We start from the raw sequence: 26,317 nt of genomic DNA on the forward strand, positions 1-26,317 counted from the left end.
GTCAGCGGACCGCCTCGGCGTCGTCGTGGTAGTCGCGGGCGACCGGCGGCATGTGCCCGTCCGTGCCGTCGGCGTACTGGTCGCCCCCGCCGTCGGCCGAACCGCCGTCCGCCCCGTCGCCGTCGGACGACGCCTGGTCGAAGACCCCAGCCGGCTCCTCGCCCCGGATGAGGGCGAGCGCGGCGGGCAGGTCGTCGGCCGCGACCAGCACGTCGCGTGCCTTGGAGCCCTCCGAGGGCCCCACGATCTCGCGCGACTCCAGCAGGTCCATGAGCCGCCCCGCCTTGGCGAAGCCCACGCGCAGCTTGCGCTGGAGCATGGAGGTGGACCCGAACTGGGTGGTGACCACGAGCTCGGTCGCCTGCAGCAGGAGGTCGAGGTCGTCGCCGATGTCCTCGTCGACCTGCTTCTTGGCCGCGGCGGGCGCGGCGACGTCCTCGCGGTAGATCGGCTTGAGCTGGCTCTTGACGTGCTCGACGACCTGGTGCACCTCGGACTCGGTGACCCAGGCGCCCTGCACGCGCATCGGCTTGGCCGCGCCCATGGGCAGGAACAGGGCGTCACCCTGGCCGATGAGCTTCTCGGCGCCGGGCTGGTCCAGGACCACGCGGGAGTCGGCGAGCGAGGACGTGGCGAACGCGAGCCGGGACGGCACGTTCGCCTTGATCAGGCCCGTCACGACGTCGACGGACGGGCGCTGCGTGGCGAGTACCAGGTGGATGCCCGCGGCGCGGGCGAGCTGCGTGATGCGCTGGATCGAGGCCTCGACGTCGCGCGGGGCGACCATCATGAGGTCCGCCAGCTCGTCGACCACCACGAGCAGGTACGGGTACGGCGCGATCTTGCGCTCCGAGCCCGGCAGCGGCTTGACCTTGCCGGCCCGGACGGCGACGTTGAAGTCGTCGACGTGCTTGTAGCCGAAGGTCGCCAGGTCGTCGTAGCGGGCGTCCATCTCGCGCACCACCCAGTCGAGGGCCTCCGCGGCCTTCTTGGGGCTGGTGATGATGGGCGTGATCAGGTGCGGGATGCCCTCGTAGATCGTGAGCTCCACGCGCTTGGGGTCCACCAGGATCAGGCGCACCTGCTCCGGCGTGGAGCGCATCAGGATCGAGGTGATCATCGAGTTGATGAAGCTCGACTTACCGGCGCCGGTCGCACCGGCCACCAGGATGTGCGGCATCTTGGCGAGGTTGGCCACGACGTAGCCGCCCTCGACGTCCTTGCCGACGCCCATCACCATCGGGTGCTCCGTGCGGCGGGCCGCGCCCGAGCGCAGCACGTCGCCCAGCACCACGGTCTCGCGGTCGGTGTTGGGGATCTCGATGCCGATCGCGGACTTGCCCGGGATGGGCGACAGGATGCGCACGTCCGCGCTGGCGACCGCGTACGCGATGTTGTTGGACAGGGACGTGATGCGCTCGACCTTGGTCTTGGCGCCCACCTCGACCTCGTACCGGGTGACCGTCGGGCCGCGGCTGAAGCCCGTGACCTTGGCGTCGACGCCGAACTGCTCGAAGACGCCCGTCAGGGACTCCACGACGCGGTCGTTGGCGGCGGAGCGCGCCTTGTGCGGCGGGCCCTGGACCAGCACCTCCTCGTCGGGCAGCAGGTAGACCGTGTCGCCCTCCAGCATCGGCTGCACGCCGCGCGGCATCGGCTCGCCCTGCTGCGGCGGTCGCGGCCCGTCCTTCTTGGCCGACGCCGCCGACGCCGCCGGCTCGCCGTCCGGTCCGAGCACACCGGGACCGATGGCGGGGGCGCCGGTGACCTTGCCGGCGGACTGGCTGGTCGGGATGCGCTGGGTCGTGGCCTTGCCGGCCTTGCCGCCACGCTGCTCGACCTCGGCGGCCTTCTCGAACGCCTCGTCGCCGGTGAACCCGGCCAGGCGCTCCTTCTCCTCGGCGATCTCCTGCTTGGTGCGGCGCTTGCGGCGCTTGGCCTCGGGCCTGCCGTCGTGCGCCGAGACGCCGTCGGCCAGGGAGAGCCCGTCCTCGGCGCCGTCCTCCGGCTCGCGGTGGTTGCCGGTGAGCCGGTCGTACATGCCGCGCAGGCGCGCGGGGATCCGGTGCACCGGCGTCGCGGTGACGATGAGGACGCCGAAGAACCCGGCCAGCACGTACAGCGGGATCGCGAACCACTGCGTCAGCCCGGTGACGACCGGGGTCGCGAAGAGGAAGCCGATCACGCCGCCGGCGTTCTGCACAGGGGTGAAGCCGTCGGCGGGCGAGGGCAGGCCGGCGCTGATGTGCACCAGCGAGCACGTGGCCACGACCAGGAAGCTGAGCCCGATCGCGACCCGGCCGTTCTGCTGGGTGCGCTCGGGGTGTCGCATGACGCGGAAGGCGAGCCACATGAGCAGCACCGGCAGCGCCACGCCCGCGACGCCGAGCGTGCCCGCGACGACCGCGTGCACGCCGTCGCCGAAGGGGCCGTCGATACCCCACCACTCACGCGCCGCGACGATGACCGCCACGGCGAGCAGCGCGAAGCCGACGCCGTCGCGCCGGTGGTCCGGCAGCTCCGTCTCTGCCTGCTGTCCTGTGCTCTTGCTCGTGCTGTTCCTCGCCACGCCGCTCTTTCCCGCGTTCTGTGCGTCCTCGTCCGCTGCGTCAGGCGCCCGTCGCGGCCCCGCGGCGCGGGTCGCGCCGCCGACCGCGTGCGCCATACCCATCCACAGGCCGCGCACCGCGCGGACCGGCCACGGCGGGCGGGACGGTACGGGCGCAGCCTTGGCTGCCGGGCGGGTAGCCCCCCGGCGCTGGGTCGATCGCTTCGACGCTGCGGCGCGGGGCTTGGCGCTCTTCGCGCCCTGCCCGGAACTCTTCCCGGAACTTCGCCGGGCCGACGTGCGGGTCGCCATGATGTCGCCACCGTAACCGGCGCGGACGGCCCGGCCCAGGACCCCTCGCGGTGTGTCCCGGACCGGGCCGTCGACCGGTTTGTCCGGCTACGCGCCCCGGCGCTCAGCCCAGCAGCAGGCCGCCCGCGAGCGTCACGACGCCCGCGCCCAGGACCACCGCGCCCGTCGGCAGCAGCACGACAGCGCGGTTGGGCGTGGTGCGCCCCGTCCCGATCGCGGAGAGGAAGAAGCCCGCCGGCATGAGGATCGCGGCGACCAGGACGCCCGTGGCGGCGAGCCAGCGCAGGAACCCGGTCAGGTCCGTCGCCTCCGTCAGCAGCAGGCAGAGCAGGCCGAGGATCACCAGCACGCCCGCGTGGGCGTGCCCGGCCCGGAAGAAGCTCTTCTGCAGGTCGGTCGTGGCGAGCCTGCCGCCGAAGACCTTGAGCAGGAAGAAGCCGCCGGACTCGATCCCGACGACGGTCAGCAGCACGATGCCCGCGGTGATGCGGGCGGGGTCCGAGAGCTCGAGCACGACGTCCTCCTGGGGTGCGTCCGTTGTTTTGTAACAGTGTTATCAAACAACGTTCGCAAACTCCCGTCAAGGCTTCTAGACTCACGGCATGGCCCGACCCCGACTGCACGACGACGCCCTGCGCACCCGCCTCCTGGAGGTCACCTCCCGGGTCATCTCGTCGGACGGCGAGGCCGCCGTCACGGTGCGCAAGGTCGCCGCCGAGGCCGCGACCAGCGCGTCGGCGGTCTACGCGCTGTTCGGGTCGCGCGAGGCGCTCCTGGCGGCGGTGAGCGAGGAGGGGTTCCGGCGGTTCGCCGAGCACCTGGCCGCCGTCGGACAGGGCGTGGACCCGGCCGCAGACCTGCGCGACCTGGGCAGCGCCTACCGCGGGTTCGCCCTGGCGGACCCGCACTTCTACCGCGTCATGTTCGACCGCGGCGTGGCGCTCGCCGACGGCGACCCGGCCGACGCCGTCGAGCGGCCCACCTTCCGCGTGCTGCACGACGCCGTGGGCCGGGTGCTGCCCGGGGCGCCGGCCGAGCAGGTGCTGAGCGCCGCCGTCGGGCTGTGGGGCCTCGTGCACGGGCTGGTGTCGCTGGAGCTCGCGGGGCTGCTGCCCGGGGACGAGCGGACGCGGGCGGCCGCGTTCGAACGGGCCAGCGGGACGGTGGGGGCCGCGCTGCTGCGGGGATGAGCCGTGGGCGCCGCCGCGGACCGGGCCCAGTTCAGGCGCCCGCGGCCCGCCAGGCCTCGACGTCGGCCACGTACGCCGCGACCCGGTCGCGGGGCAGGAACGAGCCCTCGAAGGACGCCGCCGCGAGCGCCGCCCGCTGGTCGCGGGTCAGGCCGAAGGCGGCGGTGACGGCGTCGTCGACGTCGTCCACGTAGGCGCCGAAGTAGGGCGGGTCGTCGGAGTTGAGGCTGACGAGCATGCCGGCGGCGACCATGTCGGGCAGCGGGTGCTCGGCCAGGGTCGGGACGGCGCGCAGGCGCACGTTGGAGACGGGGCACAGGGTGAACGGGACCTGCTCGGCGGCGACGCGGGCCACGAGGGCGGGGTCCTGGACGACGGCGATGCCGTGGTCGATCCGCTCGGCGTGCAGCAGGTCGAGGGCGTCCCGGACGTTCGCAACCGGGCCCTCCTCCCCCGCGTGCGCGGTGCGGCGCAGGCCGGCGGCCTCGGCCCGGGCGTAGAGGTCGGTGAACAGGCCGGGCGGGTAGCCGATCTCGGCGTTGTCCAGCCCGATGCCGACGATCGGCGTGTCGATGGCGAGCAGGCGCTCGAGGACGTCGAGCGCGTCGGCGACGGGCTTGTCGCGGTGGAACGCGGCGATGAGCAGGGTGGAGACGCCGTGGTCGGCCTCGGCACGGTCCAGGACGCCGGTGATGCCACCGACCACGGCCTCGAGCGGCACGCCGCGCACGAGGTGCGCCTGCGGGTCGAAGCTGATCTCCGCGTGCCGCACCCCGGCGTGGGCCGCGCGGGCGAGGTAGGCGCGCGTGAGGTCGGCGAAGTCGGCCTCGGTGTGCAGCACGGCCATGTTGGCGGTGTACAGGTCGAGGAACGCGGGCAGGTCCGCGAAGTCGTAGGCGGCGCGCAGGCTCTCCGGGTCCGGGTAGGGCAGCGCGACGCCGTTGCGGGCGGCGAGCTCGAACGCCAGGTCCGGCTCCAGGGTGCCTTCGAGGTGCACGTGCAGCTCTGCCCGTGGCGGGCGGGACGACGGCGCGGGAGAGGTCATGGGGGCAGGTTACGTGCCGGACTTTCGTGGGGGCTGTCAGTGTGCGCCACTAGCATCGCGCCCACCATGACGACGCAAGAGACCCCGACGGATTCACCGCACACCTTCCAGGTCGACCTCCGTGGTTTGGTGGACCTGTTGTCCCAGCACCTGTACGCCAGCCCGCGGGTCTACGTCCGCGAGCTGCTCCAGAACGGCGTCGACGCGATCACCGCGCGACGCGCCCTCGACCCGGACGCCCCGGGCACGGTACGCATCCAGGCCACCGGTACGGCGGTGCGGGTCACCGACTCCGGGATCGGCCTGACCGAGCCGGAGGTGCACCAGCTCCTGGCCACGATCGGCCGCAGCTCCAAGCGCGACGGCCTGGCCGAGGCCCGCAAGGAGTTCCTCGGCCAGTTCGGCATCGGCCTGCTGGCCTGCTTCGTCGTGGCCGAGACCATCCGGGTGGTGAGCCGGTCGGCCCGCACGCCCGACGCGCTGCCCGTCGAGTGGGTGGCCCGGGGCGACGGCTCGTACACGGTGCGCACCCTGGACGTCGCCGAGCACCCCGAGCCGGGCACCACGGTGCACCTCGCGGCCCGCCGCGGCAGCGAGCAGTGGTTCGAGGCCGACACCGTGGCCGACCTCGCCGCCGACTTCGGGGCGCTGCTGCCCTACGACGTCCGCGTGGGCGACGAGCCGATCACGGGTCAGCGCCCGCCGTGGGAGGCACAGCACGCCAGCCCGACGGCGCGGGCCGCCGCCCTGTCCGCGTACTGCCAGGACACGTTCGGCTTCGCGCCGCTCGACTCCATCGAGCTCGACCTGCCGCTGGTCGGCATCCGCGGCGTCGCCTACGTGCTGCCCGGCGTCGTCAGCCCGGCCCAGCGCGGCGGACACCGCGTGCACCTCAAGGGCATGCTGCTGACCGACCGCGCCGAGACGCTGCTGCCCGACTGGGCGTTCTTCGTGCGGTGCGTGCTGGACACCGACGCGCTGCGCCCCACGGCCAGCCGTGAGCAGCTCTACGAGGACGAGACGCTCGCCGCCGTCCGCGACGCGCTCGGCGACCGGGTCCGGGGCTGGCTCGCGCAGCTCGCGACGACGTCGCCGGAGCGCCTGCGGCGCTTCCTGGCGGTGCACCACCTGGGGGTCAAGGCGCTGGCCCTGCACGACGAGGACGTGCTGCGCACCATGCTGCCGTGGCTGCCGTTCGAGACGTCGGAGGGCGAGCTCACGCTCGACGACCTGGCCCGGCGGCACGCCACCGTGCACTTCACGCGCACCGTCGACGAGTTCCGGCAGGTCTCCGCCATCGCGGCGGCGCAGGGCATGGCCGTCGTCAACGGCGGGTACACCTACGACGCCGCGCTGGTGCAGGCGCTCCCCCTGGCCCGGCCCGGGGTGGCGGTCGAGGAGCTCGACGCGTCGGTCGTCACGGCGCACCTCGACCACCTGGACCCGGCGGCGGAGCTCGCGCTGGCCCCGTTCCTGGCCACGGCCCGGGTGCGCCTGGACCCGCTGGACTGCGACGTCGTGGTGCGCGCCTTCCACCCGGCGTCGCTGGCCGCGGTGCACCTGGACGACCGGTCCGCCCGGCACGAGCGGGCCCGGGCCGAGGCCGAGAGCGAGGCCGACGACCTGTGGGCCGGGATCCTCGGCTCCCTGCGCGACGAGGCGCCGCGCGCCCGGCTCGTGCTGAACCACCTCAACCCGCTGGTGCGACGCATCGCGGGGCTGCCCGACCCGGACCTGACCGGCGTGGCCGTCGAGGCCCTGTACGGGCAGTCGCTGCTCCAGGCGCGCCGGCCCCTGCGCCCGGTGGACCAGGCCCTCGTGAACCGCGCGTTCGGCGAGCTCTTGGAGTGGGCCGCGCCCAGCCTGCCGCCGGCCCGCGACGACCGGCCCCGTGACCGGGCCGACGACACCCAGGAGAACGACCGATGACCCAGATCACCGACCTCGCGACCCTCCAGGAGGCGATCTGGGAGAACGACCAGCGCCCCCACGGCACCTCGCAGGCCGCGGCCGCCGAGAACATCCTCGACCAGGCCGCGCAGCTCGGTCCGCAGGCGGAGATCAAGGCGGTCTTCCACCTGATCAGCGCCTACGAGTTCAGCGCCGACCGGCACAAGGTGCTGGTCCCGTTCGCCCGCGCCCTGCGGCTGTGGGACCAGGACCCGAGCGTCTTCGACGCGTCCGCCACCCACGCCCTGTTCTGGGACTTCAAGTGGGTCACCACGGGCATGCTCGACCTGCCGCGGGTGCCGCTGGCCGCGATCGAGAACTGGCTGACGGAGATGGACCGGCGCTACCGGCTGGCCGGGCACACCGAGCGGGCCGTGCGGATGTCCGAGTTCTACATCGCCGACCACATCGGTGACACCGAGCGCGCGCAGCGGGCCTTCGACGGCTGGCTCGCGGCGGAGCGCGGCGAGCTGGCCGACTGCCACGCCTGCGAGACGGCGCGGCAGGGCGAGTTCTTCTCCGACGGCGGCGACGACGCGAAGGCGGTGCGGCACTGGGCCCCGGTCCTGGACGGTCGCCTCACCTGCGCCGAGGAGCCGCACCGCGCGCTGGCCCGCTCGCTCCTGCCGCTCGTGCGGCTCGGCCGGCTCGACGAGGCCCGGGCGCACCACATGCGCGGCTACCCCATGGTCAAGGGCTCGGAGAGCCTGATGCACTCGGTGGCCAAGCACATCGAGTTCTGCGCGCTGACCGGCAACGAGGCCCGCGCGCTGGAGCTCCTGGCCGACACCCCCGGCTACTTCCAGGCCGACGGCGAGCCCGAGCCGCGGATGGGCTTCTACGCCGTGACCGCGCTGCTCATGGACCGCCTGGTCACCCTCGGCCGAGGCGACCTGCCGGTCACCGGCCCCGCCGGGCGCACGTGGACCGCCGCCGAGCTCGCCGGGCACGCCCGGACGGAGGCGCTCCGCATCGCCGCCGCGTTCGACGAGCGCAACGGCACGACGGCGGTCAGCGAGCGGGTGCGCTCGACCCTGGACGCCGAGCCGCTGCTGGAGCGGCTGCCGCTGGGCCTGCGGACGGCGCTCCCCGTGGCGGGGTCCGGTAGCGGTGCCCCGGCCGGCGCGGCGACCGCGGCGACCACCGACGAGGCGGACGGCGACGAGCCGGCGACCGCCGGTGACGAGGTCGCGGCGGCGCCCGGACCCGACGTCGACGACGGTCCTGCCGGCGAGATGCCCGCCGCCGTCCGGGAGGCGATCGACCGGTACGAGAGCGCCCGGGACGCCGAGGACCTGGACGGGATGCGGGCGGGGATGTCCGAGGCCATCGACCGTGCCGGCGACTCCGCCGCTCCGGGCTGGCGGGCGGGCGCGCACCTGCAGCTCTCCGAGGTGCTGGCCGTCGCGGACGACCTGCCCGGCGCCGTGCACCACGGCTACGAGGCGGTGGCCTGGGCCGACCTCGCCGACCCGCGGTTCGCCGTGGTGGCCCGGACCCGGCTCGGCGCCCACCTCATGGCCGGCGGGCGGCACGACGAGGCGGCGCCCGTGCTGGAGCAGGCCCTGAGCGACCTGGACCCCTCCCCCGAGGCGCACGGCGAGGGCAACCTCGTGCAGGTGCGCTGGTGGCTCGGCGAGTGCGCGGCCAACCGCCACGAGCCGGCGGAGGCCGCCCAGCACTGGCTGGCCGCCGCGCAGGTGGCGCAGCACTGGCCGGACCAGGCCGACCACGCGATGCTCGCCACCCTGGCCGCGGAGGCGCTGGAGCGGGCCGGCGAGGGGCTGTCGGCCGAGCTGGCGTACGAGCGGGCCGCCGACCTCTGGGCCGAGGTGGGCGACGCGCTGCGCCAGGTCCGCACCACCCGCGCCTGGGCGTGGGCCGTGCGGGACCGCGACGTCGCCGAGGCGAGCCGGATCATGACCGGCGCGACCCGTGCGTGCGAGGCGGCGCTGGCCGACTCGGCCGACGAGGACGAGCTCGCGGAGCTGCGGGTGCAGCTGCCCGAGACGCTGGAGCAGCACGCGCGGGTCATCGCCGACGAGGACCTGGACACCGCCCGCTTCCGCGGGCTCTACGAGGGCGCCCTGGAGGAGGCGTACGCGCTGGCGAGCCGCGCCGAGTCGCTCGTGCGGGAGTCCGGCGACGTCGCGCGCTGGTGCCGGAGCGCCCTGCTGGCCGCCGAGCTCGCGGTGGAGTCGGGCAGCACCGCGGCCGGCCTGGAGCTGGTCGCGGCCGTGGAGGCCCGGATCGAGGGCGACGAGGAGCTCAGCGGCTTCGGCGGCCACGCCGGCTGGATCCGCGATCAGGTCAGCGCCTGATCCCTCGGCCGGCGGCCGGCCCCTCGGGCCGGCCGCCGGCGCCTCAGCGGCGCGACACCACCGGGTGTGGCACGGTCTTGTACAGCCGCACGGAGGCCAGCAGCAGCCAGGCGAACCCGGCCACGACCGCCAGCCACAGGCCGGCCACGCCCGCGGGCCCCAGCGCGACTCCCCCGACGAACCCCACGAGGACGACCACGCCCGCGACCCGGGACCAGACGGCGGCCCGCCCCTCGCCGCGCCGGGCGAACCAGCGCCCGAGCAGCAGGGCGGCCACGCCGAGCGAGACGAACCCGACCGCGCCGAACGCCAGGTGCAGGACGCCGGACGCGCTGGGCGTCGTCGCGCCGTCCTGCCCGGGCGGGAACCCGGGCATCGGATCCGGCGGGAAGACCGCGCTCGCGATCATCGCGGCGCCGTAGACGCCCACCGCGATGCCCGCGCCCCGTGCGTGCGCCCGAGCCATGCCCACGCCCGCGACCAGGACCATCAGGCCGCTCAGCGCCAGGTTCGTGACCTGCATCCAGCCGAGCTCGCCCAGCATGAGCACGCTGAGCGGGTGTCGCGAGAAGTCGAAACCGTCCCGCGTGAGCGCCAGGACCAGCCCGACCACCAGGTAGAACGGCCCCGCCACCACACCCCAGCCGAGCATCGACCGCGTGACCGCGGCCGCCGTGTCGAACTCCGTCTCCTGTGTCATCTCGCCCTCCGGGACCGTCGCACCGGCGGGGTGCCGGCGTCCTGTCCAGGTAGACGACCGAGATCCGAGAACTGAGCGGCCGCGGCCCGGCCGGTTGGGACCGGAGGTTCAGCCGGCCACGCCGTCGAGTGCCGCGACGTGCGCCCGCTGCGCCGCCGTGAGCTCCCGGACGATCCGGAGCCAGCAGACAAACGAGATCAGCAGGGCGACCGCGGTGACGAGCTCGTAGAAGGGCAGCATCACGGGGTCCTCACCGCGCATGGTCACCAGGGTCGCCTGGTAGCTGGCGAAGTTGCCGATCAGCCATGTGGACCACCAGCCGGCAAGACCCGACGACCCACGGATGGTGCTCCGGCGTACGTCCCGCACCACCTGGTAGGGGAACCAGAGGGACACGACGGGGACCACCCAGCCGAGCCACACCCACACCGGACCACGCTGGTGGCGGTAGGTGGGCTTGACGGCGACCGCGAACTTCCGGGACTCGTTCAGCCACAGGCACGAGACGATGAAGGCCGCGAGCATGACCGCGCTGAGCAGCCCCGCCACGCCGTCGTACGCCGTGAAGACGTCCATCGGGTCGGCGGCGGCGGCGTACGCCTCCACGGCCCCGAACGACAGCGCGGTCGAGAGGATCTGGACCGCCAGGAAGACCGACGACAGCACGACCACCGCGGTGGCGAGGCCCTCGGGAACCCGTAGCCTGCGCGCCTGGTTCGCGGTCGCGTAGGCGTCGTAGAGCGGCGTGGTGCTCGGTGCCGGAGAGCCCGCAGGAGGCGGGGCGTACGGGTCATAGGGCTGCGTCATGGATGGTGTCTTTCGTGATGCGGCTGGAAAACACCCGAACGCTAGCCCCGGGAAACCATGACGTTGAGCCAATTAGCGGGTGATCTTCGCAGATCACGACATTCGGCCCCGCCGGGGAAGGACAAGACAACGGGCGGGGTAACGCTGAGGTAGCAGTGCTACCTCAGCGTTACCCCGCCCGAGGGGGTGGTGCTTACCTGCCGATCACGCCTCGACGACCACCGGCACGATCATCGGCTTGCGCCGCAGCCGGGTGGCTACGTAGCGACCGATGGTCCGCCGCATGATCTGCTGAAGCTGGTGTGTGTCCGTGGCCCCGCCCGCGATCGCGTTCTCCAGCGCCGCGGTGACCTCCGGCATCACCTTGTCGAACACCGAGGCGTCCTCGGCCATACCCCGCGCCAGCACCTGCGGGGGTGCCAGCACCTTACCCGTCGCCGTATCGATCACGGCGAAGACTGAGACGAAACCTTCCTCACCCAGGATCACGCGGTCCTTGAGCTCGGCCTCGGTGATCTCGCCGACCGAGGAACCGTCAACATACACGTAGCCGCAGGGCACGGCGCCGACCACGGAGGCCTTGCCGTCCACGAGGTCGACCACGACGCCGTCCTCGGCGAGCACCACGCGGTCGGCCGGCACGCCGGTGCGGACCGCGAGCGCCCCGTTGGCCACGAGGTGGCGCACCTCGCCGTGCACCGGCATGACGTTCTTGGGCTTGAGGATGTTGTAGCAGTACATGAGCTCGCCGGCCGAGGCGTGCCCGGAGACGTGCACCTTGGCGTTGCCGCCGTGCACGACGCGCGCGCCGAGGCGGGTGAGCCCGTTGATGATGCGGAAGACGGCGTTCTCGTTGCCCGGGATGAGCGACGACGCGAGGATCACGGTGTCGCCGTACTCGACCTGCACCTTGTGGTCGCCGTTGGCCATGCGGCTCAGCGCGGCCATGGGCTCGCCCTGCGAGCCGGTGGACATGTAGACGATCTGGTCGTCCGGCACCGAGTCGGCCTTCTTCAGGTCGATCAGCACGCCCGGCGGCACGTCGAGGTAGCCGAGGTCGGCGGCGATGCCCATGTTGCGCACCATGGAGCGCCCCACGAGGGCGACGCGCCGGCCGTGGGCGTGCGCGGCGCGCAGCACCTGCTGCACGCGGTGCACGTGGGAGGAGAACGACGCGACGATGATGCGCTTGTCCGCGTGGGCGAACACGTTGTCCAGCACCGGGCCGATCTCGGCCTCGGGCGTCACGAAGCCGGGCACCTCGGCGTTGGTGGAGTCCACCATGAAGAGGTCCACGCCCTTCTCGCCGAGGCGGGCGAAGGCGCGCAGGTCCGTGATGCGGCCGTCGAGCGGCAGCTGGTCCATCTTGAAGTCACCGGTGTGCAGCACGGTGCCGGCGGCGGTGGTGACCGCCACGGCGAGCGCGTCCGGGATGGAGTGGTTGACCGCGACGAACTCGCAGTCGAAGACGCCGAGCTTCTCGTGCTGCCCTTCCTTCACCTCGAGGGTGTAGGGCTTGATGCGGTGCTCCTTGAGCTTCGCCTCGATGAAGGCGAGCGTCAGGCGCGACCCGACCAGCGGGATGTCCTTGCGCAGGCGCAGCAGGTACGGCACGGCACCGATGTGGTCCTCGTGCCCGTGCGTCAGCACGATCGCCTCGATGTCGTCGAGACGGTCCTTGATGTAGTCGAAGTCCGGCAGGATCAGGTCCACGCCGGGCTGGTTGTCCTCGGGGAACAACACTCCGCAGTCGATGATGAGCAGCCGTCCGGCATGCTCCAGGACCGCCATGTTGCGTCCCACCTCGCCCAGGCCGCCGAGGGCGACCACACGCAGACCGCCGTCGGGCAGTGCGGGGGGCAGGGACAGTTCGGGGTGAGGATGACTCACGTGGCCTCCAAGGCCTCGTTCCAACAGAAAGTTTCAGTGCCCGGCGGAGCTCGCCTGAGCGAGCTCGTTCACCTCGGGCTGGTGTGCGTCGCCGTCGCGCAGCAGGCCGGCCTCGGCCAGCACCGCGCGCAGGGCGGCGACCTCGTCGTCCGACGCGGCGACGTTGGGCAGACGCAGGAAGCGGTTGTCCGTGACGCCCAGCAGCTCGACCGCCGCCTTGGCCATCACGGCCTGGGCGCCTGCGCCGTTGAGCGCGTCGATGACGCCGGTCGTCGTGCGGAAGACCTCGATCGCTCCGGCGATGTCGCCGGCGTCGAACCGGCGGACCGTCTCCGCGAAGTGGGCGCCGACCACGTGGGCCGACACGGACACGATACCCGCACCGCCGACGCTCAGGAACGGCAGGAGCAGCCCGTCGTCGCCCGAGTACCAGGCCAGGCCGGTCTCGCCGATGAGCTTGCTCGCCGCGTAGACGTCGCCGGTGGCGTCCTTGTTCGCGATGATCCGGGGGTGCTGCGCCAGGCGCCGGTAGGTGTCGGGGGCGATGCGCACCACGGTGCGGCCCGGCACGTCGTACAGCATGACGGGCAGGTCGGTCGCGTCGGCGACGGCCACGAAGTGCTGGTACAGCCCCTCCTGGCTGGGCCGGGAGTAGTACGGGGAGACGACGAGCAGGCCGTCCGCGCCGGACTCCGCGGCCTGCTCGGCCATGCGGATCGCGTGCACGGTGTCGTTCGAGCCGGCGCCCGCCACGACCGCGGCGCGGTGGCCCACGGCCTCCACGACGGCGGCGACGAGCTCCTCCTTCTCCGGGGTGTGCGTCACCGGCGACTCGCCGGTCGTGCCGGACAGGACGATGCCGTCGTTGCCGTCGTCCACGAGCTTCTTCGCCAGCTTCACCGCTGCCTTCAGGTCCACGGCGCCGTCGGGCGTCATCGGGGTGACCATGGCAGTCAGGACCGCGCCGAACGGGCGCGCGGGATCAGTGGGAAGAACCATGGCCCTACCGTACCGTTTTCCGGCCCTGCAACGGGCTCGGGCCCGCCGACCCGCCGGGCTCCGTATCGGCCTCCACGAGCGCCTCCAGCGCCGCGACCGCGCGGGCGAGATCGTCGTTGACCAGGCGGAGCACACCGGGGGTCCGCGCCACCTCCCGCAGCCCCTCCGCGTAGGCGGCGGTCCGGGCCGGGCCGGCCGTCTCCCCGGGCGGGCCGATGATCAGCGCGCGGACCACGTCGATGTCGAGGTTCAGCGTGCCCGGCCGGCGGGCCGCCCAGGCCGCCGCGAGCGCCGACTTGCCCACGCCGGGCAGCCCGTTGAGCAGGACCAGCCGTGGCACCTCCGCTCGCCCCTCGCTCCGGGTCACCGCTCGACCAGCACGCCGTCCTCGTCCGCGTGGACCATGGCGCCCGGGCGGAACAGCACGCCGCCGATCTCGACGGGCTCGTCCAGCACGCCCGCGCCGGTCTTCGCCGACTTGCGCGGGTTGGTGCCCAGCGCCTTGACGCCGAGCGCCAGCGAGCCGATCGCCACCGAGTCACGGATCGCACCGTGGATGATCACCCCGGCCCAGCCGTTCTCGACCGCCGCGGCGGCGATGAGGTCGCCCATCAGGGCGCTGCGGAGCGAGCCGCCACCGTCGACCACCAGGACCGCGCCCTCGCCCGGCGTCTGCGTCACCGCCTTGACCAGCGCGTTGTCCTCGTGGCACCGCACGGTGCGCACCGGGCCGGAGAAGGCCCGCACCCCGCCGAAGTCGCGCAGCTGCAGGGCCAGCGAGGCCAGCGCCTCGCCGTGCTCGTCGTACAGGTCGGCCGTCGCGGTCATGTGATCCCCCGTCTCGTTGGCGTGCGCCAGACGATACTCGGTCCCGGATCCGGCACCCGACGCGCTTGCGCCGGAGTGGATACTCGGAATATGACGGCGACGACGCTCTCCCCCGCCCTCGTGGCGCACCTGCCCACCGGCCTCCTCATCGACGGGCACTGGGGCCCCGCGTCGGGCCGCGCCACGTTCGAGGTCACCGACCCCGCCACCGCCCAGCCCATCTTCGACGTCTCCGACGCCACCGCCGCCGACGCCGTCCGCGCCCTCGACGCCGCGCACGCGGCCGCCGCCGCCTGGCGCGCCGTGCCGCCGCGCGAGCGCTCCGAGCTGCTGCGCGCCGTCTTCGACCGCATCATCGCCCGCGCCGACGACGTCGCCGCGCTCATCACCGCCGAGGCCGGCAAGCCCCTGGCCGAGGCCCGCGCCGAGGTGGTCTACGGCGCCGAGTTCCTGCGCTGGTTCGCCGAGCAGGCGGTGCGCGCCGACGGCCTGGTGCGCACGGCGCCGTCGGGCGGCAACAAGCAGTACGTGAGCCGCCGGCCCGTGGGGCCGTCGCTGCTGATCACGCCCTGGAACTTCCCGATCGCGATGGCGACCCGCAAGATCGCGCCCGCGCTCGCGGCCGGCTGCACCGTGGTGGTCAAGCCGTCCGAGCTCACCCCGATGACCACCCTGCTGGTCGCCGAGATCATCCGCTCGGAGGCCGAGTCGCGCGGCCTGCCGACGGGCATCGTCAACGTGGTCCCGACCACCCGGGCCGGCGCCGTCACCGAGCCGCTGTTCGACGACCCTCGCCTGCGCAAGGTCTCGTTCACCGGCTCCACCCACGTGGGGCAGGTGCTGCTGGCCCAGGCCTCGAAGAACGTGCTGCGCAGCTCCATGGAGCTGGGCGGCAACGCGCCCTTCGTCGTGTTCGAGGACGCCGACGTCGACGCCGCCGTGCAGGGCGCGCTGATCGCCAAGCTGCGCAACGCCGGCCAGTCCTGCGTCGCGGCCAACCGCTTCCTGGTGCACGACGCCGTCGCGCGCACCTTCGCGGACAGGTTCGCCACCGCGGTGGGCGAGCTCGTGACCGCCCCGGGCACGCAGCCCGGCGCCCAGGTGGGCCCGCTCATCAACGAGGCCGCCGTCGAGAAGGTCTCGGGCCTCGTGGACGACGCCGCGGCGCACGGCGCGCAGGTGCTCACCGGCGGCTCCCGCCTGGAGCGCCCCGGCCACTTCTTCGAGCCCACGGTGCTCACCGGGGTCAGCGGCGACGCGCGGATCGTCACCGAGGAGATCTTCGGCCCGGTCGCGCCGATCGTGGCCTTCGGGTCCGACGACGAGGCCTACGAGCTGGCCAACGGCACCCCGTTCGGCCTGGCCGCCTACGCGTACACGACCTCGCTCGCCCGGGCCCAGCGCGCGATGGACGAGATCGAGGCCGGGATGATCGGCATCAACCGCGGCCTGGTGTCCGACGCGAGCGCGCCGTTCGGTGGCGTGAAGTCCTCCGGCCTGGGCCGCGAGGGCGCGGAGGCGGGCATGGAGGAGTACCAGGAGACGGTGTACGTGGCGCTGTAGCGCGTCCGGCTCGCGGTCGCCGGACCGGCCCGGTGCGGCGACCACGTAGCCTCACGTCGTGAACGTCCTCCCCACCGACCCGGCGGCCCGGGCCGCCGTCCGCCAGGGCGTGAGCGTCTCCGTGGCCACCGGTCTGTACGGCATCTCGTTCGGCGCCCTGTCCGTGGCGGCCGGCGTCGGCCTCGGCCCGACCATGGCGCTGAGCCTGCTCATGTTCTCCGGTGGCTCGCAGTTCGCGCTGATCGGCGTGATCGGCGCCGCGGGCACGCCGGTGGCCGCGATCGCCACCGCCACCCTGCTCGGCCTGCGCAACACCCTGTACGGCGCCGTGGTCTCGCCGCTGCTCCAGGTGCGCGGCTGGCGCCGGATCGCCGCCGCGCAGGTCACGATCGACGAGTCGACGGCGGTCGCCGTGGCCCAGCCCGACCCGGCGGTGTCCCGCATCGGGTTCTGGGTCACCGGGCTCGGCGTCTACGTGCTCTGGAACGCGTTCGTGCTGCTCGGCGCGCTGGCCGGCGACGCCCTGGGCGACCCGCGGGCCTGGGGGCTCGACGCCGCCGCCGCGGCCGCCTTCCTCGCCCTGGTCTGGCCCCGGCTCGCGCCGCGCCGCGCCCAGCTCGTGGCGGGCCTCGCCGTCGCGGCCACGGCCGTGCTGATCCCCTTCGTCCCGCCCGGCATCCCGGTGCTCGCCGCGGCCGCCGTGGCGATCGTCGTCGGGCTGGTGGCTCCGGCGACGGTGCCCGCCGAGGCGCCGTCCGAACCGGCCGGCGACACGCCCGCCGAGCCCGGGACCGAGAGCGACAGGGAGCCCGCCCGATGACCACCGCCGCCCTCTGGACCACCGTGCTGGTGGCCTCCCTGGCCTGCTTCGCGCTCAAGCTCGGCGGGCACCTGGTCCCGCGCTCCTGGCTCGCCTCCGAGCGCGTCTCGCGGGTCACGACGCTCGTCACGGTGGCGCTGCTCGTGTCGCTCGTCGTGGTCCAGGGCTTCGCGGACGGCCGCACCCTCGTGGTCGACGCCCGCGTCCCCGCCCTGGCCGTCGCGGCCCTCGCCCTGGCCCTGCGCGCCCCGTTCATCCTGGTGGTGGTCCTGGCGGCCGCCACCGCGGCAGGCCTCCGCGCCCTCGGCTGGGGCTGACCCGACGCCGGCGGGTGAGGTGCCGCTAGGGTTGAGCGTGGCCCTTTTTCGCGAGACCGCCGATGTGTCCGTCCGCCCCGCCGTCGCCGGTGACGAGGCGGCGGTGACCGACGTCCAGGTCGCCGCGTGGCGCGCCACGGGCGTGCTGGGCGAGGGGGTGCTCGAGCAGCTCGACGTCCCCGCGATGCGCGAGCGCTGGGCCTCCGCGATCACGTCGCCGCCCGGACCGGGGTTCGCCGTGCTGGTGGCGCTCGCCGGCCCCAAGGTGGTCGGGTTCGCCGCGGTCTCCCCCGGCCAGGTGCTCTCGCTCGAGGTGCTGCCCGAGTCGCAGCGCGGCGGGCACGGCTCGCGCCTGCTGGCGGCCGCCGTCGATCGGCTGCGCTCCGACGGCTCCGACACCGTGACCACCTGGGCGCTGGTGGACGACACCGCCCGCGCGCAGTTCCTCGCAGCCAGCGGCCTCGGCGAGGACGGCCGCAGCCGCACTCTGGCCACCGGGGTGCGCGAGGTCGTCGAGCACCGCTGGTCCGCCCAGATCTGACGCCGCCCCGGCGCGTGGCCGGAGCGGTCGTTGTTCGGCAGGCGAACTCAAGGTTTCACGCCCGCGTGACAGTCCCGTGACACGACCTTGCGACCATCGACTGCATGGGGATCCGCACGGAGTACTTCGCAGCACCCACCGACGAGGTGGCGGCGACGGCGCTCCACACGCCCGGAGGGCCGTCCGAACCGGACCTGCGCACCGACCAGCCCCGGTTCGACGCCGTCGCGGTGCCGTCCGTGGACCCGTTCGTGATGCTCGGCGGGCTGGCCGGCGTGCTGTCCGGCCGGCCGTACGCCGAGGTCACGGCGCACCCGCGGCACGGCGCGCTGGTCGGCAGCGGCGGTGAGGAAGGGCCGTGGGTCGTGACCGTCTCGCAGATCCTCGTCGACGACCTCGCCTCCGCCGGCCCCACGCGCCTGGCCGCGGCCGCCCGCGAGTGGTCCGGCGACGCGACGCCCGCCGTCGCCCCGCAGGTGCTCGTCTCGGCGCTGCTGTCCCTCGGAGCGCTCGCCGCCCGCGCCGCCGACGAGCGCCAGGGCGTGTACTGCTGGACGAGCCTCACCGACTGACGGCCGTGAACACCACCGACGCCCCGTCCGTCGTCGTCCACCGGTTCGGCCCCGGCTCCCCCGCCGACGGCCTGACCGCGCTGCTGACGGCCTACCACCTGCGGACCGAGGCCGAGAAGGGTGTGCCGGTCGACGACGTGGCCGCGCTGCCCGCGCGCTACCTGGCGGAGATCACCGACCCGCGGTCCGCGTTCGCGGGCGACACGGTGCTGCTGGCCCGGCACGGGGCCGCCGCGGTGGGCTGCCTGGTCGTCACCGCGCCCGTCGCGGGCCGCGCCGAGCTCAAGCGGCTCTGGACGGACCCGGACCTGCGCGGCCGGGGCGTGGCCTCCCGGCTCATCGGCGCCGCGCTGACCGGGCTGGCCGACGACGGGGTGCGCACCGCCGCGCTGTCGGTCTGGCGGTGGCGTGCGGGCGCGGTCGGCCTCTACGAGAGGCTGGGCTTCGTCGTCGTCGACCCCTGGGACGAGCGAGCCGATCTCGTCTGCATGGAGCGGGTCCTGTAGTCCGGCTGCCCGAGGGACGAGGCACGTGCGCGACCGGGTTCGCGGAGGTGCTTCACTTGCCCCCGTGAACCGCGCCCGTAACCCGCTCTGGCGGACCCTCGTCGAGCTCCGCGGCAACCCCCGCGCCTGCGTGTGGACCGAGCCGCTGTGGGGTCTGTCCATGGCCCTCGTGCTGCCGTACGCGTCGGTGTTCATGCTGGCCCTGGGCCTGCACGACGCCCAGATCGGGTTCCTCGCGACCATCGGCATGATCTCCCAGGTCGGCTTCGGGCTGGCCGGCGGGATCATCACCGACCGTCTCGGCCGGCGGGCCACGACGGCGTGGTTCGACGTGATCGCCTGGGTGATCCCGTGCGTGCTGTGGGCGTTCGCGCAGGACTTCTGGTTCTTCCTCGCGGCGTCGCTGGTCAACGGCGCGCTGCAGGTCACGCAGAACTCGTGGGACTGCCTCATGGTCGAGGACGCCGAGCGGGGCAAGATCACGCGGATCTACTCGCTGGTGAAGGTCGCGGCCGACTGCTCGGCGCTGTTCGCGCCGCTGGCCGCCGTCCTGGTCGCCCAGCTCGGGCTGGAGCCCGCTGTGCGCATCCTGTACATCAACGCCGCGGTGGTGATGACGGTGAAGATCGTCTGGCTCTACCTGTGGTCCAACGAGACCCGGCAGGGCCGCGTCCGCATGGCGGCCACGCGCGGGCAGAGCGTGTGGAGCCTCCTGGCCGGGTACCGCGGCGTGCTCGGCCTGCTGCTGCGCTCGCGGGGGTCGCTCCTCGCGCTGGCCGTGGCCGCGCTGACCGCAGCGGTCACGCTCGTCAACGGCACGTTCTGGCAGGTCGTGGCCAGCCAGCACCTGGGCGTGCCGGACGCGCTGCTGCCGTTCTTCCCGATGGTCCGCTCGGTGCTGTCGGTGGTCTTCTTCTTCACGCTGATCCCGCTCCTGACCACCGCCGTCGACCTGCGGCGCGCCACGCTGCTCGGGTTCGGGGTGCACCTCGCCGGGCAGCTCGTGCTGGTCGCGATCCCGGCGGCGAGCGGCGGCGCGACGGCGTCCACGTACGCGTTCCTCGGCCTGTGCCTGCTGCTGGACAGCTTCGGCGCGGGCATGCTGTTCATGCTCTCGGAGTCGCTCGTGGCGCTGCACGTGGACGAGGGCGAGCGCTCCCGCGTCATGGCGATCCAGCGCACGTGCATCATGCTGGCCGCGGCGCCGTTCGGCTGGATCTCCGGCTGGCTGTCCGGGATCGACCGCACCTACCCGTTCGTGCTGACGTCGGCGCTGCTCGTCGTCGGGCTCGTGCTGGTGTCGCTGCGCTGGGTGCCGACCCATCACGGCGACGAGCCCACGCCGGCGGCCGACCCGGCCTGACGGCCGCGCGGGACGACGGGCTCAGGCGCGGAACAGCCGGGCCGCGTGCCGCAGCGCCTCGCGCGCCCGGCGGCGGTCGCCCGCGGCGTCGTACGCGAAGGCCAGGCGGTACCGGGCGCGCCAGTCCTCGGGCGCCGCCTCGACGGCCACCCGGTACGGCTCGAAGGCCTCGTCGGCGGCGGCCCGGTCGATGCGCCCGCCGGGCGAGCGCGGCAGGTCGTCCACGGGCAGGTTGCCCTCGGCGAACAGGGTGTCCGCCATCTTCTGCACGGTCGCGGCCAGCCAGTACTCCTTGGCGATCAGTCCGATGACCAGCAGCGGGATGATCAGCACGCCCAGGCCGATGGCGATCAGCACCGGCTCGCCGGTGCGCATCATCGAGACGCCGCGGCCCGCGATCTGCCAGACGTACAGCGCCAGCAGCGCCGTGACGGCGATGGCCCCGGGCAGCCCCCGCGGCAGCTTGCGGCCCGACGTCGGCCGCTCGACCGGGCTCCCGGACGCCGGATCGCTCACGACAGGTCCAGCACGTTCTCGAGGCCGACGGTCAGCCCGGGGCGGGAGACCACGGAGCGCACGGCGAGGAGCACGCCCGGCATGAACGACGCCCGGTCGAACGAGTCCTGCCGGATGATCAGCTGCTCCCCCTCGTTGCCGAAGAGGATCTCCTCGTGCGCCACGAGGCCGCGCAGGCGGACGGCGTGCACGCGCACCCCGTCGACGTCGGCGCCGCGGGCCTCCCAGCCCGTCTCGGTCGCGTCGGGCGAGGGCCCGCGGCCGGCCTCGGCGCGGGCACGGGCGATCGCGGCGGCGGTGTGCCGGGCGGTCCCCGAGGGCGCGTCCACCTTGTTCGGGTGGTGCAGCTCGACGACCTCGGCGGACTCGAAGTACCGGGCGGCCTTGGCGGCGAACGTCATCGCGAGCACCGCCGAGAGGCCGAAGTTCGGCGCGATCAGCACGCCGAGCGCGCCTGTGCTGCCCGAGCCCCCGGGCGAGAGCTCGGCGAGGTGCGCCGAGACCCGGGCGCGGGAGGCGTCGTCCCACCCGGTGGTGCCGACCACGGCGTGCGCGCCGGCGTCGAGCACCGCGTGCACGTTGGCCTCGGTCACGGCCGGGACGGTGAAGTCCACGGCGACGTCGGCCCCGGCGAGGGTCTCGGCGGAGACCGTGTCGCCCCGCCCGAGGCGGGCCACGAGCCGGAGCCCGTCGGCCGCCTCGACCGCGGCGCAGGCCTGTGTGCCCATGCGGCCGGTCGCACCGAGCACGGCCACCTTGATGTCACTCACGTTCTCACCCTAGTTCTTCGCCACGTGCTGTTCGGTCGTCGAACGGGCCCACGCGGACCACCGAGCGTGGGCGCGCGGCCAGGTCCTGGGCCAGGTCCCGCACGTCCGCCGCGGTGACCGCCTGGATGCGCTCCAGCGACTCAGCCAGCGACAGCAGGTCGCCGTACACGAGCTCGGCCTTGCCGAGGCGGCTCATGCGCGAGCCGGAGTCCTCCAGCCCGAGCACGGTGCCGCCGCTGAGCTGCCCGACGGACCGCTTCAGCTCGGCCTCCGTGATGCCGTCGTTCGCAAGCTTCTCCAGCTCCTCGACCAGCAGCTCGGTCACCTGGTCGGCCTTGGCGGCCGCGCAGCCCGCGTACAGGCCGAACGTGCCGAGCCCGCCGTGGGCGGACGCGAACGAGTACGTCGAGTACGCCAGGCCCCGCTTCTCGCGGATCTCCTGGAACAGGCGCGACGACATGCCGCCGCCCAGCACGGCGTTCAGCACCGACAGCGCGAAGCGCCGGTCGTCCGTGGCCGAGATGCCCGTGGACCCGATGATGATGTTGGCCTGCTCGACCGAGCGCTTGATCGTCAGCTCGGCGCCCGCCTCCGGCACGCCGGCCCGGTCCTCCGCTGTGGACCTGCGGTCCCGCGGCGCCGTGGCCGGGTCGAGGTCCCAGCCGCCGTCGGTCAGCGCCTGGGTGACCTGCTGCACGAGCTTGTCGTGGTCGATGCCGCCGGCCGCCGTGATCACGAGGGTCTCGGGCCGGTAGTTCCAGCGGTAGTGGTCCCAGACGGCGTCGCGCGGCACGGCGTTGATGGTCTCCGGCGTGCCGCCGATGGGGCGGCCAAGCGCGTGGTCGCCCAGCACCACGGCGGAGAACTGCTCGTGCACGACGTCGGTCGGGTCGTCGTCGTTCATCGCGAGCTCTTCGAGGATGACGCCGCGCTCGGTCTCGAGCTCGTCGGTGTCCAGGCGCGCGGAGGTGACCATGTCGGCGATGACGTCGACGGCCATCGGCAGGTCGGAGTCCAGCACCCGCGCGTAGTAGCAGGTGTGTTCCTTGCCGGTGGCCGCGTTGGCCTCACCGCCGACGGCGTCGAACGCCTCGGCGATGTCCATCGCGGACCGCCGCTTGGTCCCCTTGAAGAGCAGGTGCTCCAGGAAGTGCGTCGAGCCGAAGTGCCCGTCGGTCTCGTCCCGAGAGCCGACGCCGATCCATGCGCCCATCGTGGCCGAGCGCTGGCCCGGCATGTTCTCGGTGAGCACACGGACACCGCCGGGCAGGACGGAGCGACGGATCGTCGCCCCGTCCTGCCCGGCGGTCAGCTCGGCACCGGGCTCGCCCGTGGGAACGAGCGGCAGGTGCCACGTCATGTCAGGCGTCCGCGGACGCGGTGGCCTCGGCGGCCGGCTCGGCGGCGTCGGACGAGGCCGACTCCTCCTCGTCGGTGACGGCGACCAGCGAGAGCTTGCCGCGCGGGTCGATCTCGCCGATCTCGACCTGGACCTTCTGGCCGATGGACAGCACGTCGTCGACGTTCTCGACGCGCTTGCCGCCCACGAGCTTGCGGATCTGGCTGATGTGCAGCAGACCGTCCTTGCCCGGGGACAGCGAGATGAAGGCGCCGAACGACGTCGTCTTGACGACGGTGCCGACGAACCGCTCGCCCACCTCGGGGACGTGCGGGTTGGCGATCGCGTTGATCGCCGCGCGGGCGGCCTCGGCCGAGGGGCCGTCGGTGGCACCGATGTACACGGTGCCGTCGTCCTCGATGGAGATGTCCGCGCCCGTCTCCTCCTGGATCTGGTTGATCATCTTGCCCTTCGGCCCGATGACCTCGCCGATCTTGTCGACCGGCACCTTCACGGTGATGACGCGCGGGGCGTTCGGGGACATCTCGTCGGGGACGTCGATCGCCTCGGCGAGGACCTCGAGGATCGTCAGGCGCGCGTCGCGCGCCTGGCCCAGGGCGGCCGCGAGGACCGACGCCGGGATGCCGTCGAGCTTGGTGTCGAGCTGGATGGCGGTGACGAACTCCTTGGTGCCGGCGACCTTGAAGTCCATGTCGCCGAACGCGTCCTCGGCGCCCAGGATGTCCGTCATGGCGGCGTAGCGGGTCTCGCCCTCCACCGTGTCGGACACGAGGCCCATCGCGATGCCCGCGACCGGGGCGCGCAGCGGCACACCGGCGTTGAGCAGCGACAGCGTGCTGGCGCACACCGAGCCCATGGACGTCGAACCGTTGGAGCCGAGGGCCTCGGACACCTGGCGGATCGCGTAGGGGAACTCCTCGCGGCTCGGCAGGACCGGCACCAGGGCGCGCTCGGCGAGCGCGCCGTGGCCGATCTCGCGGCGCTTCGGGCTGCCCACGCGGCCCGTCTCACCGGTCGAGTACGGCGGGAAGTTGTAGTTGTGCATGTAGCGCTTGCGCGTCTCCGGACCGAGCGAGTCGATCTGCTGCTCCATGCGGAGCATGTTCAGCGTGGTGACACCCAGGATCTGGGTCTCGCCGCGCTCGAAGATGGCGGAGCCGTGCACGCGGGGCAGCACCTCGACCTCGGCCGAGAGGGTGCGGATGTCCGCGAGGCCACGGCCGTCGATGCGGACGCCGTCGGTCAGCACGCGCTGGCGCACGAGCTGCTTCTGCAGCGAGCGGAAGGCGGCGGAGAGCTCCTTCTCGCGGCCCTCGAACTGGCCGTCGAGCTGCTCGTGGACGGTCGCCTTGATCTCGTCGAGCGTGTTCTCACGCTGCTGCTTGTCGGCGATGGTGAGCGCGTCGCGGGTGGTGCCGGAGACGGCGCCCTCCACGGCGGCGTAGGCGTCGGGCTGGTAGTCCGGGAAGAGCGGGAACTCCTGCGTCTCCTTGGCGGACTGGCCGGCGAGCTGGGCCTGCGCGTCGCACAGGGCCTTGATGAACGGCTTGGCCGCCTCGATGCCCTCGGCGACGACCTCCTCGGTCGGCGCGGCGACGCCCTCGTTCTTGATGAGGTTCCAGGCACCGTCGGTGGCCTCGGCCTCGATCATGGCGATCGCGACGTCGTCACCGACGACGCGGCCGGCCACGACCATGTCGAAGACCGCGCGCTCCTTGTCGGAGTACTTGGGGAACGCGACCCACTGGCCGTCGATCAGCGCGATGCGGACGGCGCCGACCGGGCCGTCGAACGGCAGGCTGGAGATCTGGGTCGACGCCGACGCGGCGTTGATCGCCAGCGTGTCGTAGGCGTCGTCCGGGTGGATCGCCATGACGGTGATGACGACCTGGACCTCGTTGCGCAGGCCCTTGACGAACAGGGGGCGCAGCGGGCGGTCGATCAGGCGGCAGGCCAGGATCGCCTCGGTCGAGGGACGGCCCTCGCGGCGGAAGAACGAGCCGGGGATGCGGCCCGCGGCGTACATCCGCTCCTCGACGTCCACCGTCAGCGGGAAGAAGTCGAACTGGTCCTTGGGGTGCTTGCCGGCCGCGGTGGTCGACAGCAGCATGGTCTCGCCGTCGAGGTACGCGGCGACGGAGCCGGCGGCCTGCTTGGCGAGGCGCCCGGTCTCGAACCGGACGGTACGGGTGCCGAAGCGACCGTTGTCGATCACTGCCTCGGCGAACTGGATCTCGGGACCCTCCACGGGTGCCCTCCTTCTCTGTGGTGTTCTCTGGGAACGCCCCCGTGCCTGACGGTCATCGATCGAGGCCCACCGAGCCGCTGCTCGCGTGGAGCGGAAGACTCGGGAAGCCACTACCGAGGACCGGACGAGGTCACGGGCGGCGCTGTTGCGTTGTCGTACTACAGCATCTCACCAGACCAGCCCGGCCCCCGCGACGGGGGCCGGGCTGGTGGGAAGCATGATCAGCGACGCAGGCCGAGCTTGTCGACCAGGGCGCGGTAGCGCTCGATGTCGATCCCCTTGAGGTAACCCTGGAGACGACGGCGCTGACCCACGAGGAGCAGCAGGCCACGACGGCTGTGGTGGTCGTGCTTGTGCTCCTTCAGGTGCTCGGTGAGGTCCTTGATGCGCTGCGTGAGGAGCGCGATCTGCACCTCCGGCGAACCCGAGTCGCCCGGCTTGGTTCCGTACTCGGAAATGATCTGCTGCTTCGTGGCAGTGTCGAGCGGCATGGCTCTCCTTCGGTGTCGTTGCGCGGTGCTCCGGGACTGATTTCACCGGGGCGCTCTGGATCCGCGGCCGTTCTGACGGCGGTACCACATTACCAGTGCTTGACGACCCTGCCCGCCCGCGGACCTGGAGACCTCCGCCACGTGTCAGACGTACAGATCCCCCGGGTGACCTGTACGTCTGACACGGGCGGGGATCACGCGCCGTCGTGGCCCGCGGCTTCGCGGATCGCCCGGATGCGGGCCTCGTACTCCGCCTCGGTGAGCCAGGGTTCGCTGGCGAGCCGCACGATCCGGCCTGACTCACCGTCGACGTGGTCGATCTCTGGCGGTCTGATCATGAAGTTGGGTGCGTAGGGCGACGTCGTGTAGCCGGCCGCATGTTCGACCTCGCGTTGTCCCTGGATGGAGAGAAGAACCAGGCGCCCTCCGACCAGCGAGAACCCCGCAGCGGTCCACGAAGCGAGACCAATAATCCCGTACACCCACACAGCCCATGCCGGGTAGACAAGGTCATCGCGCTGAGCAAGAAGGGCACTACCCCCGGCCAAGGCAATCGACGCCAGCAACCCGGGAACTCCGATGCGATCCAGCCTCCGGAGAGCGCGGTACCGGTCATGGACCGAACGGCCGGGCAAGAGCTCGCGGGTCATCTTCGGATGC

25 protein-coding genes are annotated in these 26,317 nt (G+C 73.2%); 10 read left to right on the top strand and 15 right to left on the bottom strand.

All coding sequences use genetic code 11. The features are described from left to right. Position 1: 1 nt before the first annotated feature. Positions 2 to 2,860, bottom strand: coding sequence for an FtsK/SpoIIIE family DNA translocase (locus tag H291_RS0119950; RefSeq protein WP_232216121.1), 2,859 nt, complete (start codon positions 2,858 to 2,860; stop codon positions 2 to 4). Positions 2,861 to 2,963: 103 nt separating this feature from the next. After that, positions 2,964 to 3,374 carry a hypothetical protein gene (locus tag H291_RS0119955; protein WP_020016788.1) on the bottom strand — a complete coding sequence of 137 codons (411 nt, stop codon included), beginning with the start codon at positions 3,372 to 3,374 and terminating at the stop codon, positions 2,964 to 2,966. 88 nt (positions 3,375 to 3,462) lie between these two features. Here H291_RS0119955 and H291_RS0119960 point away from each other — a divergent pair, with 88 nt between their 5' ends. Beyond that, entirely contained in the window at positions 3,463 to 4,050 is a 588-nt protein-coding gene (locus H291_RS0119960; protein WP_020016789.1) for a TetR/AcrR family transcriptional regulator, read from the top strand. 31 nt (positions 4,051 to 4,081) lie between these two features. Here the strand turns inward: H291_RS0119960 and add are convergent, their stop codons facing one another. Further along, positions 4,082 to 5,095: an adenosine deaminase gene (gene add, locus H291_RS0119965; RefSeq protein ID WP_033327417.1), complete on the bottom strand. Its 1,014-nt coding sequence runs from the start codon at positions 5,093 to 5,095 to the stop codon at positions 4,082 to 4,084. Positions 5,096 to 5,161: 66 nt separating this feature from the next. Between add and H291_RS30895 the strand changes: the two genes are divergently transcribed. Together H291_RS30895 and H291_RS30900 are read left to right on the top strand one after the other, a co-directional pair. Further along, entirely contained in the window at positions 5,162 to 7,024 is a 1,863-nt protein-coding gene (locus H291_RS30895; protein WP_084468282.1) for an HSP90 family protein, read from the top strand. Continuing rightward, positions 7,021 to 9,366, top strand: coding sequence for a hypothetical protein (locus H291_RS30900; protein ID WP_020016792.1), 2,346 nt, complete (start codon positions 7,021 to 7,023; stop codon positions 9,364 to 9,366). Before H291_RS30895 ends, H291_RS30900 begins: the two co-directional genes overlap by 4 nt. A gap of 43 nt (positions 9,367 to 9,409) precedes the next feature. Here the strand turns inward: H291_RS30900 and H291_RS0119980 are convergent, their stop codons facing one another. The 6 genes from H291_RS0119980 to rraA all read right to left on the bottom strand — a co-directional run bounded on the left by H291_RS0119980 (position 9,410) and on the right by rraA (position 14,590). Continuing rightward, complete coding sequence (locus H291_RS0119980; RefSeq protein WP_020016793.1) at positions 9,410 to 10,066, bottom strand: DUF998 domain-containing protein; 657 nt, start codon at positions 10,064 to 10,066, stop codon at positions 9,410 to 9,412. A 108-nt stretch (positions 10,067 to 10,174) separates the two neighbouring features. Beyond that, complete coding sequence (locus H291_RS0119985) at positions 10,175 to 10,873, bottom strand: DUF4328 domain-containing protein (RefSeq protein WP_020016794.1); 699 nt, start codon at positions 10,871 to 10,873, stop codon at positions 10,175 to 10,177. A gap of 204 nt (positions 10,874 to 11,077) precedes the next feature. Further along, positions 11,078 to 12,763: a ribonuclease J gene (locus tag H291_RS0119990; RefSeq protein WP_026365939.1), complete on the bottom strand. Its 1,686-nt coding sequence runs from the start codon at positions 12,761 to 12,763 to the stop codon at positions 11,078 to 11,080. Between the two features lie 33 nt (positions 12,764 to 12,796). Then, a complete protein-coding gene (gene dapA, locus H291_RS30905) occupies positions 12,797 to 13,762 on the bottom strand; it encodes a 4-hydroxy-tetrahydrodipicolinate synthase (protein WP_051109558.1) in 966 nt (321 codons plus the stop codon). A gap of 4 nt (positions 13,763 to 13,766) precedes the next feature. After that, positions 13,767 to 14,102: a hypothetical protein gene (locus tag H291_RS0120000; RefSeq protein WP_157237202.1), complete on the bottom strand. Its 336-nt coding sequence runs from the start codon at positions 14,100 to 14,102 to the stop codon at positions 13,767 to 13,769. Positions 14,103 to 14,125: 23 nt separating this feature from the next. After that, complete coding sequence (rraA, locus tag H291_RS0120005; protein WP_020016798.1) at positions 14,126 to 14,590, bottom strand: ribonuclease E activity regulator RraA; 465 nt, start codon at positions 14,588 to 14,590, stop codon at positions 14,126 to 14,128. Positions 14,591 to 14,680: 90 nt separating this feature from the next. On the opposite strand from rraA, the gene H291_RS0120010 reads away from it, so the two are divergent. The 7 genes from H291_RS0120010 to H291_RS0120040 all read left to right on the top strand — a co-directional run bounded on the left by H291_RS0120010 (position 14,681) and on the right by H291_RS0120040 (position 20,272). Continuing rightward, the gene (locus tag H291_RS0120010; RefSeq protein ID WP_020016799.1) at positions 14,681 to 16,153 is read left to right on the top strand and encodes an NAD-dependent succinate-semialdehyde dehydrogenase; all 1,473 of its coding nucleotides are present in this window, start codon (positions 14,681 to 14,683) and stop codon (positions 16,151 to 16,153) included. 58 nt (positions 16,154 to 16,211) lie between these two features. Next, a complete protein-coding gene (locus tag H291_RS0120015; protein ID WP_020016800.1) occupies positions 16,212 to 16,973 on the top strand; it encodes an AzlC family ABC transporter permease in 762 nt (253 codons plus the stop codon). Further along, positions 16,970 to 17,290, top strand: a complete 321-nt coding sequence (locus H291_RS0120020; protein WP_020016801.1) for an AzlD domain-containing protein — start codon at positions 16,970 to 16,972, stop codon at positions 17,288 to 17,290. The genes H291_RS0120015 and H291_RS0120020 overlap by 4 nt, the downstream gene beginning before the upstream one ends. 37 nt (positions 17,291 to 17,327) lie before the next feature. Further along, complete coding sequence (locus H291_RS0120025; RefSeq protein WP_026365940.1) at positions 17,328 to 17,831, top strand: GNAT family N-acetyltransferase; 504 nt, start codon at positions 17,328 to 17,330, stop codon at positions 17,829 to 17,831. Positions 17,832 to 17,935: 104 nt separating this feature from the next. After that, positions 17,936 to 18,403 (top strand): hypothetical protein, encoded by a 468-nt coding sequence (locus H291_RS0120030; RefSeq protein ID WP_020016803.1) that lies wholly within the window; start codon positions 17,936 to 17,938, stop codon positions 18,401 to 18,403. A 5-nt stretch (positions 18,404 to 18,408) separates the two neighbouring features. Continuing rightward, positions 18,409 to 18,909: a GNAT family N-acetyltransferase gene (locus tag H291_RS0120035; RefSeq protein WP_020016804.1), complete on the top strand. Its 501-nt coding sequence runs from the start codon at positions 18,409 to 18,411 to the stop codon at positions 18,907 to 18,909. A 64-nt stretch (positions 18,910 to 18,973) separates the two neighbouring features. Next, on the top strand, positions 18,974 to 20,272 hold the full coding sequence (locus H291_RS0120040) for an MFS transporter (RefSeq protein ID WP_020016805.1): 1,299 nt from the start codon (positions 18,974 to 18,976) through the stop codon (positions 20,270 to 20,272). Between the two features lie 21 nt (positions 20,273 to 20,293). Here the strand turns inward: H291_RS0120040 and H291_RS0120045 are convergent, their stop codons facing one another. The 6 genes from H291_RS0120045 to H291_RS0120070 form a co-directional block, all read right to left on the bottom strand. Then, positions 20,294 to 20,788, bottom strand: a complete 495-nt coding sequence (locus H291_RS0120045) for a hypothetical protein (RefSeq protein ID WP_020016806.1) — start codon at positions 20,786 to 20,788, stop codon at positions 20,294 to 20,296. Beyond that, entirely contained in the window at positions 20,785 to 21,558 is a 774-nt protein-coding gene (gene dapB / locus H291_RS0120050; protein ID WP_020016807.1) for a 4-hydroxy-tetrahydrodipicolinate reductase, read from the bottom strand. The genes H291_RS0120045 and dapB overlap by 4 nt, the downstream gene beginning before the upstream one ends. A 4-nt stretch (positions 21,559 to 21,562) precedes the next feature. Then, on the bottom strand, positions 21,563 to 22,918 hold the full coding sequence (locus H291_RS0120055) for a M16 family metallopeptidase (protein ID WP_020016808.1): 1,356 nt from the start codon (positions 22,916 to 22,918) through the stop codon (positions 21,563 to 21,565). Between the two features lies 1 nt (position 22,919). Then, positions 22,920 to 25,166 carry a polyribonucleotide nucleotidyltransferase gene (locus H291_RS0120060; protein WP_020016809.1) on the bottom strand — a complete coding sequence of 749 codons (2,247 nt, stop codon included), beginning with the start codon at positions 25,164 to 25,166 and terminating at the stop codon, positions 22,920 to 22,922. Between the two features lie 221 nt (positions 25,167 to 25,387). Beyond that, positions 25,388 to 25,657, bottom strand: a complete 270-nt coding sequence (gene rpsO, locus H291_RS0120065; RefSeq protein ID WP_020016810.1) for a 30S ribosomal protein S15 — start codon at positions 25,655 to 25,657, stop codon at positions 25,388 to 25,390. A gap of 194 nt (positions 25,658 to 25,851) precedes the next feature. Beyond that, positions 25,852 to 26,307, bottom strand: a complete 456-nt coding sequence (locus H291_RS0120070) for a hypothetical protein (protein ID WP_232216122.1) — start codon at positions 26,305 to 26,307, stop codon at positions 25,852 to 25,854. Positions 26,308 to 26,317 lie beyond the last annotated feature (10 nt).

The sequence above is a fragment of the Promicromonospora sukumoe 327MFSha3.1 genome (assembly GCF_000385135.1).
GTDB lineage: Bacteria > Actinomycetota > Actinomycetes > Actinomycetales > Cellulomonadaceae > Promicromonospora > Promicromonospora sukumoe_B.

Coding starts and splice junctions, on each gene's coding strand:
- H291_RS0119985 (WP_020016794.1), bottom strand. CDS start 10,873: ATGACGCAGCCCTATGACCCGTACGCCCCGCCTCCTGCGGGCTCTCCG.
- rpsO (WP_020016810.1), bottom strand. CDS start 25,657: ATGCCGCTCGACACTGCCACGAAGCAGCAGATCATTTCCGAGTACGGA.
- H291_RS0120010 (WP_020016799.1), top strand. CDS start 14,681: ATGACGGCGACGACGCTCTCCCCCGCCCTCGTGGCGCACCTGCCCACC.
- dapA (WP_051109558.1), bottom strand. CDS start 13,762: ATGGTTCTTCCCACTGATCCCGCGCGCCCGTTCGGCGCGGTCCTGACT.
- H291_RS0120030 (WP_020016803.1), top strand. CDS start 17,936: ATGGGGATCCGCACGGAGTACTTCGCAGCACCCACCGACGAGGTGGCG.
- H291_RS0120055 (WP_020016808.1), bottom strand. CDS start 22,918: ATGACGTGGCACCTGCCGCTCGTTCCCACGGGCGAGCCCGGTGCCGAG.
- H291_RS0120070 (WP_232216122.1), bottom strand. CDS start 26,307: ATGACCCGCGAGCTCTTGCCCGGCCGTTCGGTCCATGACCGGTACCGC.
- H291_RS0119960 (WP_020016789.1), top strand. CDS start 3,463: ATGGCCCGACCCCGACTGCACGACGACGCCCTGCGCACCCGCCTCCTG.
- H291_RS30895 (WP_084468282.1), top strand. CDS start 5,162: ATGACGACGCAAGAGACCCCGACGGATTCACCGCACACCTTCCAGGTC.
- H291_RS0119950 (WP_232216121.1), bottom strand. CDS start 2,860: ATGGCGACCCGCACGTCGGCCCGGCGAAGTTCCGGGAAGAGTTCCGGG.
- rraA (WP_020016798.1), bottom strand. CDS start 14,590: ATGACCGCGACGGCCGACCTGTACGACGAGCACGGCGAGGCGCTGGCC.
- H291_RS0119980 (WP_020016793.1), bottom strand. CDS start 10,066: ATGACACAGGAGACGGAGTTCGACACGGCGGCCGCGGTCACGCGGTCG.
- H291_RS30900 (WP_020016792.1), top strand. CDS start 7,021: ATGACCCAGATCACCGACCTCGCGACCCTCCAGGAGGCGATCTGGGAG.
- H291_RS0120020 (WP_020016801.1), top strand. CDS start 16,970: ATGACCACCGCCGCCCTCTGGACCACCGTGCTGGTGGCCTCCCTGGCC.
- add (WP_033327417.1), bottom strand. CDS start 5,095: ATGACCTCTCCCGCGCCGTCGTCCCGCCCGCCACGGGCAGAGCTGCAC.